Here is an 18,984-nt window from a genome sequence, read left to right on the forward strand (position 1 = left end):
TAAAGGGATGAAATATTATTTCAAACCTAAGAAAGATACAACCACAGCAAACAGTGCAACACCTTCTACAAGTGCCGCAGCGATGATCATTGCAGTTTGGATCTTTGAAGCAGCTTCTGGCTGGCGTGCAATACCTTCGCAGGCTTTACCACCAATTTGACCGATACCGATACCGGCACCAATTACTGCTAAACCTGCACCAAGTGCAGCGATACTTCCAATCATTGTTTTAAATTTAAAGTGAATATATAGTATATAATTATTTACAAATATTAATGGTGATGCTCCTCAATAGCTGTACCGATAAATAAAGCGGTTAACAGCGTAAAGATAAACGCCTGTAATGCTGCTACCAGCAATTCAAGCACATCCATAAACACCACAAATGCAACTGATACCGGCGCAATAGCAAATGATTTGAACACAAATATCAGCGATATTAAGCTAAGCACTATAATGTGCCCTGCTGTAATGTTAGCAAACAAACGTATCATTAAAGCGAAAGGCTTTGATATGATACCCACCAGTTCGATAACCCACCATAAAGGCCAGATCCAGCCGGGAACATCTGCTGGCACAAAAACGTGCTGCCAGTAATGCTTGTTGCCGTTTAAGTTAACCACAAACAAGGTGATAACAGAAAGTACCAGCGTTACTGCTATATTACCCGTTAAGTTTGCACCGCCCGGGAAGAAAGGCACAAGGCCTATCAGGTTATTTATCCATATAAAAAAGAACACGGTTAACAGTAAAGGCATAAAGCGCTGATACTTGTAACCAATATTTGGGCGGGCAATATCGTCCCTTACAAAAAGGATAACAGGCTCTAAAAAAGACTGCATGCCTTTTGGCGCTTTACCATGATTTTTTTTGTAGGCCGATGATACGCTGATGAATACTATTAACAGCACAAGGATGGACATCCACATACTTACCACGTTACGGGTGATGGAAAGATCGGTTAAGCTGCTGTTCCATTTAACAACACTTGAACTTTCTGCCAAAGTATTATTTTCGCCAACAATATTTACTTTATCGTTTATCAAACGGTAGGTATAATATTTACCGGCATAATCTGCATGGCCATGCTCAAAATGTGCTGATGAAAATACCTCAAGGCCTTTATCAGTATATAATATTACAGGCAAGGGGATTGAAGTGTGGCCCCAAAGATGCAGGGAATGCGAATCGGCAATGTGCTCTAAAACCACTTCGCCCGGCTCAAACTTTTTTTCTGCGCCTTCAGTATGCTCAGCGTGCTCTTCCTGCGAAAACGCTGGTATCGAAAATGTGGCCAGCGTTAAAAAAACGGCACAAATTCGTAAAAGTGTAAAAATTTTTAATTTCAAAATTGAGCTTTTATACATCTAAATAAAGTTTTTTACTTTAAATTTTGGTTGCGCAAGTTACGCAACAAAACGTAAACTTCAAAGGCTGTATTTAAGAAATATAAGTAAAAGAAATTACCTGCAAAAACACCCTTTTCTATCTTGTTTTTAAGCAAAAAAATCACCATAAATGCCAGGCAGGCCAATATTTTAAAAGTAGTGCCTGCCAAAAACACCTGGGCATAGTTTTCGGGGTTTATTTTTTGTGTAAATAATATTTCAATAACCACTAAAAATGTAAGGCCGGTAATGTATGCAAACATCCACCAAAAATGGGGCATCAATAAATTAGCATTGCCGGTAGCCGACAGGCATACCGGTAGCACTGCCAAAACCACTACAAATATGGCAAACGAAATAAGGGCGGGTTGTATTTTCATTAATATACCTACTATTAAATGGAATGAGGTTATCAGTCGTTTATTAATTTGAGTTTTTTACCGATCTGATAACGATGAATAATGATATAAACACCCCGGCCAGTGAAAGCGCTGCCGTAACCCATTTGGTGGTATGATGGGCGCCCTCATCTATTTTATAACCGGCAAAGGCAAAAATGCCAATGATCACTATCATCTGGAAAGCCAGTCCGGTGTATTTGGCATAGGCGCTTGCCTCTTTACCTACCTCTTTAACTGTTTCTTTATCGTCCGGTTGTTCATTTTTAGCCATCCGCAAATTTATTAAACCTATTGAATACTATTTAGTAAATTAGCGATACTTTTTACAACTGTTTTTTATGAAAATCTTGTTAGACATTCAAGACGATAAGGCATCATTTATATTAGAAGTTTTAAAGAATTTCAAATACGTTAAAACCAAGCCGTTAACAGAAGCTAACAGTCAGTTTTTACATGAGTTAAAAGAGGCTGTAGAAGATGTTAAGCTTATAAAAGCCGGTAAACTTAAAGGCAGGCCTGCGGAGGAATTGCTTAATGAGTTATAATGTAATAACCCTAAGTTCTTTTGATAAGCAAGCGAAACGCTTAATAAAAAAGTATCCCTCATTAAAAACCGAATTGAGAGATCTGATAAAACTATTAAAAGAAGACCCGCAACAGGGAAGTTCTTTAGGATCTAACTGTTTTAAAATACGGTTGTCAATATCAAGCAAGGGGAGTGGCAAAAGTGGCGGGGGCAGGGTGATTACTCACATCCATTTTTCAGAAGATACTGTAATATTATTGAGTTTATACGACAAAGCGGAACAAAGCAATATATCAGATACCGCTATTAAAGAATTACTAAAGTTAATATATTAACCAAAAACCATTGAGGCATACTTCTACCTTTCCTATATTCAAATTAACGCTGCTGGCAATAGTTGTAATTATTGCCGGTTGTTCGCTCGAAAAGAAAAGCGCCCTTAACCGCGGTTTACAAAATCTTACAGCCAAATACAATATACTTTTTAACGCCAAAGAACTGCTGCGCGAGAAGCAGGAGAGTTATGAAGCTGCTTATGTTGACGATTACAGCGAACTGCTAACTGTTTACCGGGATACTGTTACCAGGAGTGATGTGCCCGATAAAGAACTTGACCTGATCAAGGCAAAAGCCAATACTATAATAAGCGTTAAAGAGCAAAGCCATTACCTGGGCGATGCCTACCTGCTACTCAGTAAAGCCAATTATCTTGACGGGAATTATTTTGATGCCGTGGAGTATGCTAACTACGTTATCCGGTCGTTTGGTAAAAATGCCGATCTGAAGCAGGAAGCGCTGGTTTATAAGGCGAGGTCGTTATTATACATCAATCAACCTAATGATTCTAAAACAGCCTTAGATAGCGCCTTTAAAAACATCAACCCCAAAAAGCATATTACTGCCGATGTTTACGCTACCAAACTGCAGTATGATATAAACATACAGGATTACACCGATGCCGAAGAAATGGCAAAGCTGGCTGTGCAGCACAGCCACTCAAAAGATACCGAACTGCGCTGGACCTTTATCCTTGCTCAACTGCAGGAAATGAACCACAAACCCGCCGATGCCATTGCCAACTACAATCGCGTTAGCAAAAGCAACGCGGTGTTTGACATGACCTTTAACGCCAACCTTAACCGTATACGGATTGAAGATAACCAGAACGGTGTTAGGGTAAGCCGGCTTACCCGCCTGCGGTCGTTATTAAAAAATGATAACAACCGGGATTTTACCGACCAGGTATATTACCAGATAGCCGAATTGCAGTACAACAGCGGCGAGATAGATAACGCGCTGAAAAGCTACCGCCAGTCGGTAAACTACAGCACAAAAAATCAGAATCAGAAAGGCCTGTCATATCTGCGGATGGCCGATATTTATTTCAAGAACAAGGCAGATTATGCTGCCGCGAAAAAATATTACGATAGCACGCTGGTGAACTTATCACCAAATTACCCTAAATACAGCATCATCCAAAAGAAAGGCGAAAACCTGCAGGTACTTGCCGATAAGATGCAAATAATAACCCGCGAGGATACCCTGCAAATGCTGGCCAAACTGGATGAACCCGCCCGCCTGGCACGTATCGATAAAATGGTTGAAGCCCAAACCCTGCAGTTACAGCAGGAAAGCGCTGTAAATGTACCCCAGGGCAGAAGTGCTTTTAACGTAAACCAACCCGCGCAGGAAAGCACCCCCAACGGCGAAAATTTCTATTTTAATAACAACGCTGCGGTAAGCCAGGGTTTTGGCAGCTTTAAACGCATATGGGGCAACCGCAAGTTAGAAGATAACTGGCGCCGAAGCAACCGCGCAAGCAGCGATATTACCCAAAACACATCCATAGCTATACAGGCTACCGACCCTGATGGCCCGTTAGGTGGTACCGTTAATAATGCGGGCAAGGTTAACGCGGGCAATTTCAGGCAAGACCTGTTACAAAACCTGCCGCTTACCCCGGCGCTGATGGCACAATCAAACAAACGTATATTTGATGCATACCTGGATATAGCCAATTTTTACCGCGATGTGCTGGGTGATAAGAAGGAAGCTACTGCAGCTTATGAATTATTGCTGAGCCGTTTCCCCGATAATGGCAATACAGCTGCCATATATTATAACCTTTACCGCTTGTATAGCGAGAGCAACCCGGCGTTGTCTGATAAATACAAGGGGTTACTTGTAAAAAACTACCCTCAAACTCCTTTTGCCAAAAGCATACTTGACCCTGACTACAGTAAACGTTTAAGCGACGAGAATACCGGTTTTAATACCTTATATAATAAAGTGTACGATTTGTATGCCGGCAGGCAGTACCAGCAGGTTATAGCAGCAGCCGATGCCCTGCTTGCACAATACCCAAATAACAGGTATGCCGCGCAGATCTATTATTTACGCGCCTTTGCAGCCGGCCACCAGGAACCCCTTGCCCCTTTTAATACCGAACTGCAGCAAATAGCAACAAATTACCCTGATGATAAACTGATAACCCCGCTGGTAATCCAGCACCTGGCCTACATAACCGCCAACCAGGCCGAGCTGGCCGCCCGCAAAGTGGTTATATCTGACAGGGAAATTAACGACCCGCAGTTTACCCTGCCTGTAGTTTATCAGAAGGAAACGGAATACCGTACACCTGCCGAAAAATATGTAGTAGTGCCTGATGTGCGCAAACCCGAGCCGGAGCCCGTTGCACCGCCACCCGTTGTGATCAAAGAGAAAGCCACAGAGATAACAAATGTTACACCGCCTGTTACCCAACCTGTGCAGGTGGTTACACCAACAGTAACCCCAGTAGCAATACCGGTTAAGCCGGTACCTTCTATATTTAACATGCGCGATAGCACCCATTATTATTTTGTGGTAAATGTAAGTTTAGGCACAACTAATCTGTCGTCATCACGTTTTGGTATTGGGCAGTTTAACAGGGTAAATTTCCAGGATAATACGGTTAAACATCAGCTTAAATACGTTGGTGCCGATAACCAGCTTATTTACGTTGGCCGTTTTACAAGCCTGGCAAATGTTAAGGATTATGCCCGCGCTATTATCCCGCTGATGCCCGATATTATGAAGGTGCCCAAGGATAAATACAGCTTTTTTATCATAACCCAGGAAAATCTGGATAAATTAGCCAACCAAAAAACATTAGATAGTTATATAGACTATTATCAAAAAAACTACTAAAAAGAAATGATCAGTAAAGTTTCGCAGCAGGATATAAGACGTTACAATTGGTACATATGGCGATTATTTATTGCCTGTTTTGCTTTTTTTGTTATAATGATATTGCTGATAGCGTTCCAGGTATTCGGGCCGCTGCCGTCCTTCCGCGAGCTGGAAAACCCTAAAAGCGACCAGGCATCAGAGATCATCTCATCTGATAAGCAGATCATAGGTAAGTACTATATAAAAAACCGGACCAGTGTTACCTATAAGCAGCTATCGCCAAACGTGGTTAACGCGCTTATAGCTACCGAGGATACCCGTTTTTACCAGCATTCGGGGATAGATTTTCAGCGTACGTTTAGTATTATACTATACAACCTTATAGGTAAAAAACAAGGGGGCAGTACCATAACCCAGCAATTGGCGCTAAACCTTTTTTCAGAGCGGTCGCACAACCCGTTCAAGCGTATCATTCAAAAATTGCAGGAATGGATAACCGCTGTTAAAATAGAGCGCAACTACACCAAAGAAGAAATATTAACGCTGTATTTAAACACGGTAGATTTTGGCGCATACAATACCTGGGGCATCAGTTCGGCATCGCGTACTTATTTTAACACCACGCCCGATAAACTTACACCAGACCAGGCCGCGCTTTTAATTGGCATGATAAACGGGCCGGGCATTTACTCGCCCATAAACCACCCCGATAATGCCAAAAACCGCCGTAACTTTGTTTTGCGCCGCATGAACGAGGAGCATTACCTGAGCGACGGACAGGCAGAAGAGTATAAAGCAAAGCCGCTTGGCCTTACCTTTAGGCCTATTGACCATAACGACGGCATTGCCACCTATTTTAGGGCAGTACTTAAAAAAGAGGTGCAAAAGATATTGGTTGATAAATCGATATTTAAACCGGATGGTACAACCCCTTATGACCTTGACCGCGACGGGCTTAAAATATACACCACCATTGATGCCACTATGCAGGGCTACGCCGAAGAAGCGCAAAAAGAATACATGCGCACCTTGCAGGCACAGTTTAACGCGCACTGGAAAGGCATCAGCCTCTGGAAAAGCATCCCAACCTTTAAATCGCTGTTAGAAAAAGGCAAGCACCGGTCAGACAGGTACATCGCCCTTAAACAGTTAGGTAAATCTGAAGAAGAGATCACCGCCGATTTTAATACGCCTGCCAAAATGAACCTGTTTACCTGGCGCGGCGATATCGATACGCTGATGAAGCCTATCGACTCGATCGTATATTGCAAAATGATGCTGCGCAACGCCCTGATGAGCATGGACCCTACTACAGGATATATAAAGGCTTGGGTGGGGGGCACCAATTTCGAGCATTTTAAATACGACCAGGTAAAAATGGGGACCAGGCAGGTGGGATCAACCGCTAAACCTTTTACTTATGCAGTGGCCATTGATGATGGCTTTTCGCCATGCATGCAGGTGGCTAACGAGCCCATTACCATTACAGGCTACGGTACCGACTGGACACCGCGGTCATCACCGAGCGAGACCGTGCCGGGGGTTATTACCCTGCGTACTGCTTTGGCGCGTTCGCAAAACTGGGTAACCGCATACGTAATGAACGAGGTAAAACCGGTACCGGTGATGGAACTGATAAAAAAGATGGGCATCACGAGCGATGTGCCGCCCTACCCATCTATATGCCTGGGCACCTTTGATGCTTCGGTATTTGATATGACGGGGGCTTACTCGGCATTTGCAAACGAAGGCGTTTGGACAGAACCTACCTACTTGCTGCGTATAGAAGATAAGAACGGCAACGTGCTTTATAACAACACGCCAAAAATTGTACAGGCCATGAACCCGCAAACCGCTTACGTAATGACCTATATGCTGAAAGGCGTTATCGATGAAGGTACCGGATGGCGCTTACGCGGTAAATACGGCTTAACCAACCCCATTGGCGGCAAAACCGGTACAACTAACGATAACTCCGACGGTTGGTTCATCGGCATTACCCCGCAATTGGTTACCGGCGTTTGGACAGGCTGCGAAGACCGTGATATCCACTTCCGTTCTACCCGGTTGGGCGAGGGCGCCAATACGGCACTGCCCATATTTGCCGGGTATATGAAAAGGGTATACGCCAACCAGGCGCTCGGCATAAAAAAGAATGTGGACTTTGTGCCGCCCAAATCAGGCGTAACCATCACCCTCGATTGCGGTGCCTACAGCCAACAGCAAAAAGGAACCAACGAGGTGGAGAAGAAGTTAGATTTTTAATTGGCGTTCATTAGTTCACTGGTTTATTAGTTCATTGGTTGGATATTCGATATGAGTTATTACAATCTTGAGGATTTAGAGCTGTATCAGTTAGCCGAAACTTTTAGTAATGAAGTTTGGTTTTTAGTAAGCGAGTGGGACTATTTCGCGAAAGACACAGTTGGGAAACAAATAGTAAGATCTGCCGATTCTATTGGAGCTAATATAGCCGAAGGATATGGCAGATATCATTATAAAGAAAATAGAAACTTTTGCTTTTTTAGCCGCGGCTCTATTTTAGAGACCAAGGGTTGGCTTAAGAAAGCAAAGGAGAGAAATCTAATTAGTGAGGAAAAGTTCAATATGCTATTTGACAAACTTCAGGTTATCCATTTGAAGTTAAATGCATATTTAAAGTTTATTGGTAAATCACCCGGTGTTAAAGCAGACCAATGAACCAATGAACGAATTAACCAGTGAACTATAGTATGGAGAAATTCGATTACAGGGAAGCTTTAAAGAATATACCGCACAAACCGGGTGTATACCAATATTGGGACAGCGAAAAGGAACTGATATATATTGGTAAAGCTAAAGACCTGCGTAACCGTGTAGGCTCGTATTTTAACAAGGATACACAGATAAATGCCAAAACAAGGGTGCTTGTATCCAAGATCCGCAACATTACTTTTACCATTGTTGATACCGAAGTAGATGCCTGGCTGTTGGAAAACAGCATGATAAAAAAGCATCAGCCGCGCTACAATGTAATGCTGAAGGATGACAAGACCTACCCCTGGATCATCATCAAGAACGAGAACTACCCGCGCATATACTGGACACGCCGCATCATAAAAGATGGCTCTAAATACCTTGGCCCCTACGCATCGGTAAGTATGATGCATACAATTTTGGGGCTGATAAAAGAAACTTATCCCCTGCGCACCTGCAACCTTAACCTCACCCGCGAAAATATCGAGAAGGGTAAATTTAAAGTATGCCTGGAATACCAGTTGGGTAACTGCAAAGGCCCATGCCAGGATTTTCAGTCTGAGGCAGATTATGACCACAATATTGGCGAAATAACCGATGTGCTGAACGGCAAGATAGGTAACGTAGTGCGTGGCCTTAAAGGCGACCTGGAAAAGGCAGTAAGCGAACTTAACTTCGAACTGGCACATCGCCTCAAACGCAAACAGGACCTGTTGGAAAATTACCAGAGCAAATCAACGGTGGTAAATTCCTCTATTACCGATGTGGATGTTTTCAGCATCGCATCCGAAGAAAAATACGCCTTTGTAAATTTCCTGAAGGTGATGAACGGAACCATTACTCAAACCCAAACCATCGAACTTAAGAAACGGCTTGACGAAACGGATGAGGAATTACTTACCATCGCCATTACCGAGTTCAGGACCAGGTATAGTAGCACCTCCAAAGAGATCATCGTTCCATTTAACATCGACCTGGAAGACGCCCGGCTGAAATTTACGGTGCCTAAACTGGGCGAAAAACGCAAACTGCTGGATCTTTCGCAAAAGAATGTAATGTTCTTTAAAAAGGAAAAGATAGACCAGTACGAAAAACTGAACCCCGAGGTACGTACCGAGCGCCTGCTTAGCCTGATGATGAAGGACCTGCGCATGAACACCCTGCCGCGCCATATCGAGTGTTTTGATAATTCAAACTTTCAGGGCAAGTACCCCGTGTCGGCCATTGTGGTGTTTAAAGATGGCAAGCCATCTAAAAAAGATTACCGCCATTTTAACGTAAAAACGGTTGTTGGCCCCGACGATTTTGCCACCATGGAAGAAGCCGTACTGCGCCGTTACCGCCGTGTGCTGGATGAAGATACCGGCTTGCCGCAATTGATCATTATCGACGGTGGCAAAGGGCAGCTATCATCGGCCATGAAGAGTTTAAAACTTTTGGGCATCGAAAAAAAGGTTACTGTTATAGGCATTGCCAAACGCCTGGAAGAATTATACTACCCCGGCGACCAATACCCCATGTACCTGGATAAGCGGTCGGAAACGTTGAAAGTAATTCAGCAGCTGCGCGACGAGGCACACCGTTTCGGCATCACCTTCCACCGCAAAAAACGTGATAAGGGCACCTTGGTTACCGAACTGGAACTGATAGAAGGCATTGGCAAAACCACATCCGAAAAACTGCTGAAATACTTTAAATCTGTTAAAAAGATCCGCGAAGCAACCGAAACCGAATTGCAGGAAGTTGTGAACCTGAAACAGGCCAAAGCCATAACGCAGTATTTTAAACCATCGGTTAGCGATGTAACCGGGTTGCAGGGATAGCCTAAGCTTTTACGGCTTGTTTGTGCTTTGCCAGGTATATCGATCTTAGTGATACGATCAGTAAGTTGAGCATACCCCATAACCCCATCACCAGCACCAGGTCCATAAACATCAGCGTTATCCTTCCCATACTTAACACGCGCCCGCTTATAGCGGTTAACAGGTAAGGGATAAGTAACAGCAAAACCAACGGCACCAGGCGCAAAAGCATATACAGCCATGTTCTCCATTTTGGCCTGTGCAGGTAATTAACATGCCATTGCTTTACCCTAAACATCCGCCTGGTGCATAAGGATGCTATTAGCACCAGCAATATGATCACACCTACGGTATAAACCCAGATGGGGAAGGCGGTAGCATCTGCCTTTTTACCAGCCAGTATATCCTGGACCCCTTGCAGCAACGAGTAATAGTCGGTAAGGGGTTTAAAGCCGCCGTTAAATAGTATAGTTATGCCATAACCTTTATCTGTTAATATGATCTGCTGCGAGCTGTAGGTCCAGTATATGCCGCTGTGGTACAAAACGTTGTTAGCGGCGCTAACATGCCACCCCATGCCGTAATTAAAATTGTTGCGCGCAGGGGCGGATTGCATCATAGCCAGGTACTTTTTGCCCAGTACCGGCGAAGTTCCTTCCCCCGTAGCTTTCAACTGGTCCGACAGCCATTTGGCCATATCGTCCACTGTTGATACCACCCCGGCATCGCCCTCAACAAACCAATCGGGTTCGTTAATGGCAACAGGCTTGCCCAATATGTAAATATGCCCCCTGGGTAAGTTATACGGCGTGTTAAACATGCGGGCGGTGTTATCTACATCGTAAGTATTAACCATCTTTAGCGGGCTAAAAATATTATCGCGGACGTAGGTACCGAAAGGTTTATGGCTAACCGCCTCAACAATTTTAGCAAGCACCTGGTAATTGGGGTTATGGTAATGATATGCCTTGCCCGGTTCTGTTACCAACTTTGCCGACTGCATATTTGTGATCACCTCATCTAAATTACCCGGCTGTTTATCCAGCGTAAACTCCGGGTAACCGGTATCGCCCATACCGCTTATTTGGTGCAGCAACTGGCTTACAGTTATCTTATCGCCTTTTGTCCCGTCTATTTTAAACGAAGGGATATAAAATTTAACAGGGTTATTCAAATTTATTTTACCGGCTTGGGTAAGCTGCAGCACAGCCGCGGCGGTAAATGCTTTGCTAAGCGATGCAATAGCAAATGGGGTATTGGCATCTATTAGCTTACCGGCCGATGTTTTACCATATCCTTTGGCCAATATTACAGTATCGTAATGTACAACGGCAATGGCCAGCCCCGGCAAGCCGCCGTTAGCCAGCTTTTGTTTAATGTAAGCGTTTATCTGCTGTGCCTTTGACGCCTGTTGCCCGTAGGCGGTAAGTTTAGTTAAACAAAGCAAAGCCAGCAAGCAAAATACCTTTATATATTTATAGACAAGTTTAGGCACCATCATAAACAAGCGTTTAACAAACAGACTATTGATTGTATAATTAGTTACAATAAAATTGATAAGGCATAAAAAAGGCCTCTGCTATTGCAAAGGCCCTTGTATTTTATACTAATTTAAGCTACTCATTAATCCATGAACAGTTAGTAACTCCACAGGTTAAGCTCCCAATCCATCAGGTTCTTTTTGATCCTTTCCGATTCGTAAAGCTTGTCTATCCCCTGCGCGTAATCTCTTATACGTTCGTCCTTATCGTTAGATTGTTTAACAATATAGCTGGAGAATATACGCTTTACAAAAACATCGTCGAAACTTAAACCTGTAGCGTCGTTGTTACGGCTTACAGCTTCTTTAACAGCCAGTACCTGCCTTGCTTCGGGGAAATAGATCCAAAAAGCGGGTTGGTAATCAAGATCTAACCCTGCTGCTTTAGGTTTGTAAAGCGGCGCTATACCAATAATGCGCGGCTCAAAAACAGAACGCTGCTTATCAAACACCCAATCCTCTTTAATACGGAATTTAACAACACTATCAGGGTTAAACTCGCCTGCCACTACTTTCGATCCTATCTTATCTCCTGTATTTTTATCAAACTGATCTACTACAGAGCTGTCGGCCATTTTGCTGCGTGCCTGCGCGGCGCTCAAAGGCCTCGAAAAGCTATCCCCGTTAGGGTCGTCTTTGGTTGATGTAGGGTCGTACGCGGTTAATTCACCTGCATCAATAGCGGCCATCAAAACATCTATCAATCTGCCTTTAGGTGATGCCAGGTATTGGTTCATTTTCTCGCGAAGGTCTATCTCGCGCCAAACGCGTTTTGCAAACATTACGTCGGCTTCGCGCAGGTTAGCATAAGGGGTTACCTTAGCGCTTAAAATATTGTTCTTTTTATAATAACCATCAAGCGGGCGGTCAAAAGGTTTCCTTTTTGTGGTATCAACCAGCTGTAAACCGGCATTTTGCGCGCCATTGGCCCCTGCAACCTGCTGTTTATCGGGGTTAACCCTTAAGGTAACCGGCGCTTGTGTGGTTGCTTTGCGTACGGGCTTTTTTGTTGATTTCTTCCTTTGCGCAAAAGATACACTGCAAGCCAGGCAAAGTATAATTATCAAAAATCTTGTTTTCATAACTTCATTAATTAGCCGTCAATACTATTCCGTCAAGTCCGCGCTGTGTACCATCAGGCCCAACAGCAATAATATCCTGAAACACAACGGTTGTACCAGGCGTTACACTGCTCATGGCCGAACGCATAGCGCTTGATAATTCGCCGCCGGTTGTAGATAAGCTAACTGCATCCTGGCGCGGTTTAATAATAATTAAATTAAACCTGGTAACATTAAACTTGGCATCAAACTCAAAATTATCTAAACGTGCAAAAACCCTGTCCTGCGCGCGCAGGTTAGCCGCGCTGGTTTTACCGCCGCTTTTACCTGCAAACGTTGCTTTAGGGTCTGGTATCCGTTTAACACGGAATAACGTAGAACCCAAAGTTTGTGATTTACCCGGTGCAAGTTCTCCTGATACGGTTACAGTAGCATTGCCCAAACTGCTAACATTAGCGGTGTAGTGCCCTGCCGAGCCGCTGATAGAACCGCCCGAAATACTTACATGCAGTTTTTCTTTAGCGATACCCGGGGCCGATACCGACAGCGGGTTTGGCACACCAATGTACAATACGTTCATCTTATCAGGCGATACCACTGCCGAAGGGCGGGCTACCTGGTAAGTTTGTTTTGGAAGGTCATAAGTTTTGGGTTCGCCATTAGTACCTTTAACGGTAATTTTACCGCCCCATGTAAATACACCTTCTGCACCTGTGTTGACAGTGTACTTCCCTCTTCCTTCTGATACAGGGATCGATGAACCATTAATTGTTATTTGCGGGCTGGATCTTGAATCAGAAGCTGTCAAAAATACTTCGGCAGTATAGGGCTGCCCTGCTATAATATAACTTGATGGCGCGACGGCAACCGCGCTAAATTTATCCAGGTTTACAACGGCCTGGTCAACTTCGCCTAATATCTTTTTAACAACTTCGTTCTCGGCGTTTTTATTGTCGGCCTGGATTTTGGCAAGCGTGGTTAATGTTGCACCTAATGGGATACCATCACCAAAATAAGCCTGCTGCCAGGTTTTCCGACCTTCTTTACCTTTAGGAGGATCGATGGCATTTAATGAAAAATTGATGCCGGTTCTGTCCTTTGGAGGCAAAAGGTTTATAAGTTTATTACGTGTTTCGTCAATTTTCGCTCGTAATTTATCTGCATTTTTGTCTGCTATCATTACACGTGGCGATATGTCAAGGTTATCCCTTGCCTCTACATCACCTATTTCGGGATTAATACCGCCGCCTTCGCTAATGAGCATAGTGCGTAACGACTCTATATAGCTATTTAGTTCACCTGCTATTTTACTCGCGTTTTTGGCCCTATCGTAAATAGGCTTAGCCCTCTCAGGCTGATCTTTCAATTTGGTTTTTTCAAAAGCAGAGTAGGTGTTATCAACACCGGTGGTAACATTCTTTCGTGAAGTATCTAAGCTATTGGTGATATTTTTAAATGCATCCAGCAAACTGTCCGGAACGTTTAGCGCTACAAGCCCTAAAAGAACCAGGTACAGTATACCTATCATTCGCTGTCTTGGGGTTTCTTTACCTCCGGCCATGCTGTATATTTATGCTGTTTGGGGTTGAATTAAATAGATTAGTTAACACGTGGCTGGTTCATTGCCGTAAGCATATTGCCATACACCGAGTTTAACGATGCAAGGTTTTTAGCTAAACGCCCAACTTCTTCTTTAAACTGTTTCGAGTCGTCTAACGATTCGTTAAAGTTATTCATGGTTAACGACAGGTTTTTGTAGAAACTGTTCATCGCTTTTAAATGCGCGCTCGAGTCCTGCAGTTCCAGTTCGTACACCGCGTTTAACGATGAAAGGTTTTTAGCAAGGTTAGTAACCTGATCGTGATATGCTTTTGAATCGATATTGGTGTTAGCCATCTCGTTTAAGTTGGCCGATGCTTTTTCAAAGGCATTGCTCAGGTTATCGTAACTGGCTGTAGCCTGTTTTACCTTATTTGTAAAGGCAACGGTTGCATCGCCTGCATCGGTAACCCTCGATATGGCGTTAACCTTATCACCGAAGGTGCGCAAGCCTTCGCCCAGGCTGCCTATCAGTTCGGGGCCAATTTTAGCATCTTCAAGCATTTTATCTAAAGCCGCGGTGTTAGAAAAATTACTTACCGCTGCCGGCCTTGCCGATGCTTTTGGCAACTCGCCCGAAAACTCTTCGCTCAGTTCGGGATACACGCGTACCCAATCTATATCTTTATCTTCCCTTTGTAAACCAAGTATAAAAAACAACAATGCTTCGGTGCTCAAACCTACCGTAATAAATTCAGTTGCATATTTCCAGTGCTGTATTTTAAATAACAGCCCTATAATAACAACGGTAGCACCAATTGATATAATATTTCCTATTCCGAAAGGTTTCTTTTTACCAGCCATAAACTTTAGTAAATGTATTTGATTGTATAATTAGTTTTAATTAGCGTTTGTCCTTAATGTCGCGACCAAGATATTGGGTTACACAACGGAAACCGATATATGATTTCGCTGTATCCTGGTACTCGAAAGTACGGGTAGAGTTTTGAAGGAAATAACCAACATCTTTCCACGAACCGCCGCGTACCACTTTACGTTTCAGTACTTCGGGGTCGCTTGCTTTAGCTTCGTAGTTAAATGTTGGGGCAAGGTCATGTACAAATGTAGATGCCGATTCGTCATAAGCAGACGATGTCCACTCGGCTACGTTGCCTGCCATGTTATATAGTCCAAAATCATTAGGGAAGTATGATCTTACATTTACGGTGTACGCACCGCCATCATCGGTATAGTTACCACGGCCGGGTTTAAAGTTTGCCATTAAGCATCCTTTGGCGTTTTTAATATACGGGCCGCCCCAGGGGTAATCGGTACCTACCCTGCCACCGCGTGCCGCGTATTCAAATTCGGCATCGTTTGGTAAATTAAACGGAAGGTTGGGGTCTAAACCCCGAGCGTGTTTGGCGCCATCGCTTAAACGTGTACGCCATACGGTAAATGCCCTTGCCTGGCGCCAGGTAACACCCACAACAGGGTAATTACGGTACGCCGGATGCGAAAAATAGCCTTCAACCATCGGTTCGTTGGCCGCGTACGAAAAATCGTTAAGCCAAACCAGCGTATCCGGGTAAACACCAACCGTATCGCGCAAAATGAAATCAGAACGGCGCTTGGTTTTATCGTTGCGGTAATTTGATGCATCGCGCAGCGACATTAGTGCATAATTATATTTTAAAAGGCGTACATCAATTTCGTTACGGTCAAACACGCGATCATCGCCCTGGTAATATAAGCCTTGTAATTTAGGAGCGTTAGCCGCGGCATTTTTACCACGTGTGCTAAACACAGGGTTGCTTTCAACGTATTTCCAGTTGATGTATTTACGGCCGTTAGGGTCGGCAGGGGCACCTTTTTTAGGTTGCAGATAGTACTTGTCGTCGTTTAAGTAATTGGTAATGGCAATTGAATCGCGAACCCAGAATACAAATTGCTTGTACTTGGTATTTGATATTTCGGTCTCGTCCATAAAAAATGGCGCTACCGTAACCTGCCGCGTTTGCGATGTTTGGGCAAAGGTTACATCCTGGTCGGTTTGGCCCATTAAAAACGTACCTCCTTTAATATAAACCATATTGAGGGGGGTTGTAGCCCTGAAAGACCGCTGCCTTACGCCTATAACCTCACCACTATTTCCGCCACCGCCTATACCACAACCAGTTAATATAGTACCGGTTAAAACTATTATTAAAAAGTATACTTGTTTCATTTTGTATCCAAAATCAGTAACATCTATCAATCATTATGCAACAGAACGCACCCCCGAATATATCACTTTTACAGTAACCAAACCGAAAAAATGTTTTTTAAATCTAATAAAGTGTATTAAAAGTTAAAGAAAACACCTTTTTAATTTGTTTAAAAACGATAGGGTGCAGCAAAAATATTTCGTTATTACATAAATACTTTCACCGTTATACGTTGAAAATTACAGAATGTTGCAATAACACAACAGTTAAATTACTTATTTGTTGACTTGCTTAACATATTGATCTATAGCCATGGTCATGGAAGGGGCGCCGGGCGTTGGTGCAGGGATATCTAAAATTAAGCCTGCTTCCAGTACTGCCTTGTGCGTTGTGGCGCCAAAAGCTGCTATACGGGTGTTATTTTGTTTAAAATCGGGGAAGTTCTTGTATAAGGATTGTATGCTTGAAGGGCTAAAAAATGCTATAACATCGTAAAACACTTCGGCAAGGTCGCTCAGGTCGCTGCATACGGTACGGAACAATACCGCCGGGGTAAAATCGTAGCCGTTATCAAGCAAAAACTTTTGAGTTTCTTCGGCGGCTACGTCCGAGCATGGGTAAAGGAATTTTTCGGCAGAGTGTTTCTTCAGCACTTCGGCCAGGTCGGCAGCTGTTTGCTTGCCAAAAAATATCTTACGCTTACGATACTGGATATATTTTTGCAGGTAAAGGGCGATGGTTTCCGAAAGGCAAAAATATTTCATTTCTACAGGTACCTCAAAACGCATCTCTTCGCAAATACGGAAAAAGTGATCGGCAGAGTTGCGGCTGGTGAAGATCACCGCTGTAAAATCGGCCAGGTTTATTTTTTCCTTACGGAAATCCTTGGCAGGCACCCCCTCCACATGAATAAACGACCTAAAATCTATTTTTAAATTAAGCTTTTTAGCCAATTCTGCGTAGGGGTTTTTATCGTTCTCAGGTTTTGGCAGAGTTACCAAAATACTCTTAACCTTTTTCTTTCTGTCTTCCAATGCCATACGTAAATTACTACCTAAATCCAATATTAAGTGCCTTAATCAAAATCAATATGGGGCAAATTTCGAGGGCACAAAGATAGACAAATAAATAAAACTTATGAAATCGAAAGTTAGAAATGATACTTACACTGCTGCGCAGGTATTGCCATATAAAAATAATGATAACAAGCAGCAGGGTTATGGCCAGTAAAAACGGAATAAATTTATCGGCTATTAAGCTAAAGCATAGCGCAACCGGCAAAAACACAAAAGCGATATTAAAATAGGTGAGCGACAAAGCAGATATATACTCGCTTACCAGTTTGTTGATATCAAATACAAACCCTAAAAATTTTAAAACCATGAACTTGCTTGCAAACAAGGCTATTATTACAAACGATAGCGTAACAAAAAGCTGGAAACCGCCTATGGTATAATAAACTTTGTAATAACCGGTGGTAAGCAGGTACAGGAACAAGCCAAAGGTAAACCCAAACAGCAGGAACAAGCCAATAAAAGTCCAAACGTTAATAGGGCTATCTTCTTTACCTGCCTGGCTTATGGTTTTACGGTTATAAAACGACTGGAACACATTACTCATATCCTTGCTTGATGATATGTTTAAGGTGGATGCAAAAAGCAGCAGTACTATAATTACCGCGATAACCCAAACATCGCGCGAGGGGCGGCTGAGGCCATATCCCTGTTTTACCTTTGATTTTGCCGAAAGCCCAAGGTACAGGTCGTTCCTATACTTATTGGCTTGTAAAATACTGTCTACAAACAGGTTTGGGCGATCCGGATCGGGAGCTTTGATGTACGCCCCCGCCAGCGAATCTGATACAAACTGTTCGCGGGCGGCTGTTGCGTGGGCTACCGAATCAAGAAATGGCATGGGGCCTTTATAACGCGGCTTTTTACGAACGGTATCGGTTACGGTTGTTGCCGCGCTATCTGTTTGCGCATGCGCCGCAGGTAACCCTAAAACAACAATAAAAACAAAGCAAATTAACCAGCGCATGTATAAACCCGTGTAATACTGCAAATTTACCTTATTTATGGCGGGTTATGCAAAACAAATCGCTTAACCGTTAAACTGCCTAAGGTGATGGTCGGTATGTTTAAATACGAGGTAACCAATTTGTTCTTTATTAATTTTCCCAAAAAACGGATGTATTACCTCGTAATCGGTGCAGAGCCCGTATTGTTCTATAAGCGCTATCCAGTTCTTCTTTTCGGCCGATATATCGCCGGTGGTATCTTTAATGATAAAGCTTGGAACAGTGGGCGTGTTCCGTTTTAAAGGCGCTTCATCTTTTATTAAACTTTTTAAAGCCATTGTACCAAATATATATCCCAGGAACATCCTTTTAAAGGGCACTTTCCCCAACATCATATTTTCGTAAACAGCGCAGTGTTTTACCATCTGGTAGGCATTCATTTTACCCCACTCGGCCTTGTTATCTCCGTTAAGCGAGTTAATGCGGTCTATCAGTTCGTCCCTGGTTATTTTATCAAAAATGGTTTTCATATTTATGTATTGTTTGATCAAATTTATAACATCCTTTCCTATAAAAAAGGGTGCCACCATGAC

18 protein-coding genes are annotated in these 18,984 nt (G+C 43.2%); 6 read left to right on the forward strand and 12 right to left on the reverse strand.

Going from position 1 to position 18,984, the window contains the following annotated elements; all coding sequences use genetic code 11:
- Positions 1–15 precede the first annotated feature (15 nt).
- The 4 genes from atpE to EWM62_RS12505 are packed head-to-tail and all read right to left on the reverse strand — an operon-like array spanning position 16 to position 2,060.
- A complete protein-coding gene (atpE, locus tag EWM62_RS12490; protein WP_067062340.1) occupies positions 16–225 on the reverse strand; it encodes an ATP synthase F0 subunit C in 210 nt (69 codons plus the stop codon).
- Positions 226–272: 47 nt separating this feature from the next.
- Complete coding sequence (gene atpB / locus EWM62_RS12495; protein WP_317127811.1) at positions 273–1,349, reverse strand: F0F1 ATP synthase subunit A; 1,077 nt, start codon at positions 1,347–1,349, stop codon at positions 273–275.
- A gap of 32 nt (positions 1,350–1,381) precedes the next feature.
- Positions 1,382–1,768, reverse strand: a complete 387-nt coding sequence (locus EWM62_RS12500) for a hypothetical protein (RefSeq protein WP_129876991.1) — start codon at positions 1,766–1,768, stop codon at positions 1,382–1,384.
- Between the two features lie 43 nt (positions 1,769–1,811).
- Positions 1,812–2,060 carry an AtpZ/AtpI family protein gene (locus EWM62_RS12505; RefSeq protein ID WP_129876992.1) on the reverse strand — a complete coding sequence of 83 codons (249 nt, stop codon included), beginning with the start codon at positions 2,058–2,060 and terminating at the stop codon, positions 1,812–1,814.
- Between the two features lie 67 nt (positions 2,061–2,127).
- On the opposite strand from EWM62_RS12505, the gene EWM62_RS12510 reads away from it, so the two are divergent.
- Genes EWM62_RS12510 through uvrC form a run of 6 tightly spaced genes read left to right on the forward strand, consistent with a single transcriptional unit; the run spans position 2,128 to position 10,045 of the window.
- Positions 2,128–2,334 carry a hypothetical protein gene (locus EWM62_RS12510; RefSeq protein WP_129876993.1) on the forward strand — a complete coding sequence of 69 codons (207 nt, stop codon included), beginning with the start codon at positions 2,128–2,130 and terminating at the stop codon, positions 2,332–2,334.
- The gene (locus tag EWM62_RS12515) at positions 2,324–2,650 is read left to right on the forward strand and encodes a type II toxin-antitoxin system RelE/ParE family toxin (RefSeq protein ID WP_129876994.1); all 327 of its coding nucleotides are present in this window, start codon (positions 2,324–2,326) and stop codon (positions 2,648–2,650) included. Before EWM62_RS12510 ends, EWM62_RS12515 begins: the two co-directional genes overlap by 11 nt.
- Before the next feature lie 10 nt (positions 2,651–2,660).
- Positions 2,661–5,504 (forward strand): type IX secretion system periplasmic lipoprotein PorW/SprE, encoded by a 2,844-nt coding sequence (gene porW / locus EWM62_RS12520; RefSeq protein ID WP_129876995.1) that lies wholly within the window; start codon positions 2,661–2,663, stop codon positions 5,502–5,504.
- Between the two features lie 6 nt (positions 5,505–5,510).
- On the forward strand, positions 5,511–7,751 hold the full coding sequence (locus EWM62_RS12525; protein WP_129876996.1) for a penicillin-binding protein 1A: 2,241 nt from the start codon (positions 5,511–5,513) through the stop codon (positions 7,749–7,751).
- A gap of 51 nt (positions 7,752–7,802) precedes the next feature.
- Positions 7,803–8,186, forward strand: coding sequence for a four helix bundle protein (locus tag EWM62_RS12530; RefSeq protein ID WP_129876997.1), 384 nt, complete (start codon positions 7,803–7,805; stop codon positions 8,184–8,186).
- Positions 8,187–8,218: 32 nt separating this feature from the next.
- Positions 8,219–10,045: an excinuclease ABC subunit UvrC gene (gene uvrC, locus EWM62_RS12535; protein WP_129876998.1), complete on the forward strand. Its 1,827-nt coding sequence runs from the start codon at positions 8,219–8,221 to the stop codon at positions 10,043–10,045.
- Between the two features lies 1 nt (position 10,046).
- On the opposite strand, the gene EWM62_RS12540 is transcribed toward uvrC, so the two are convergent.
- From EWM62_RS12540 to EWM62_RS12575, 8 genes are all read right to left on the reverse strand, one after another.
- Positions 10,047–11,525 carry a serine hydrolase domain-containing protein gene (locus EWM62_RS12540; RefSeq protein WP_129876999.1) on the reverse strand — a complete coding sequence of 493 codons (1,479 nt, stop codon included), beginning with the start codon at positions 11,523–11,525 and terminating at the stop codon, positions 10,047–10,049.
- A 137-nt stretch (positions 11,526–11,662) separates the two neighbouring features.
- A complete protein-coding gene (porN, locus tag EWM62_RS12545) occupies positions 11,663–12,646 on the reverse strand; it encodes a type IX secretion system ring subunit PorN/GldN (RefSeq protein WP_129877000.1) in 984 nt (327 codons plus the stop codon).
- 7 nt (positions 12,647–12,653) lie between these two features.
- Entirely contained in the window at positions 12,654–14,186 is a 1,533-nt protein-coding gene (gene porM, locus EWM62_RS12550; protein ID WP_129877001.1) for a type IX secretion system motor protein PorM/GldM, read from the reverse strand.
- Between the two features lie 38 nt (positions 14,187–14,224).
- On the reverse strand, positions 14,225–15,028 hold the full coding sequence (gene porL / locus EWM62_RS12555) for a type IX secretion system motor protein PorL/GldL (protein WP_129877002.1): 804 nt from the start codon (positions 15,026–15,028) through the stop codon (positions 14,225–14,227).
- A 40-nt stretch (positions 15,029–15,068) separates the two neighbouring features.
- Positions 15,069–16,391: a T9SS ring complex lipoprotein PorK/GldK gene (gene porK, locus EWM62_RS12560; RefSeq protein WP_129877003.1), complete on the reverse strand. Its 1,323-nt coding sequence runs from the start codon at positions 16,389–16,391 to the stop codon at positions 15,069–15,071.
- 255 nt (positions 16,392–16,646) lie between these two features.
- Entirely contained in the window at positions 16,647–17,411 is a 765-nt protein-coding gene (locus EWM62_RS12565; protein ID WP_129877057.1) for a uroporphyrinogen-III synthase, read from the reverse strand.
- A gap of 10 nt (positions 17,412–17,421) precedes the next feature.
- Entirely contained in the window at positions 17,422–18,411 is a 990-nt protein-coding gene (locus EWM62_RS12570; RefSeq protein ID WP_129877004.1) for a DUF4271 domain-containing protein, read from the reverse strand.
- Positions 18,412–18,474: 63 nt separating this feature from the next.
- Positions 18,475–18,921 carry a DUF1569 domain-containing protein gene (locus tag EWM62_RS12575; protein ID WP_129877005.1) on the reverse strand — a complete coding sequence of 149 codons (447 nt, stop codon included), beginning with the start codon at positions 18,919–18,921 and terminating at the stop codon, positions 18,475–18,477.
- Positions 18,922–18,984: the final 63 nt, after the last annotated feature.

It is taken from the genome of Mucilaginibacter terrigena (genome assembly GCF_004168255.1).
Taxonomy (GTDB): domain Bacteria; phylum Bacteroidota; class Bacteroidia; order Sphingobacteriales; family Sphingobacteriaceae; genus Mucilaginibacter; species Mucilaginibacter terrigena.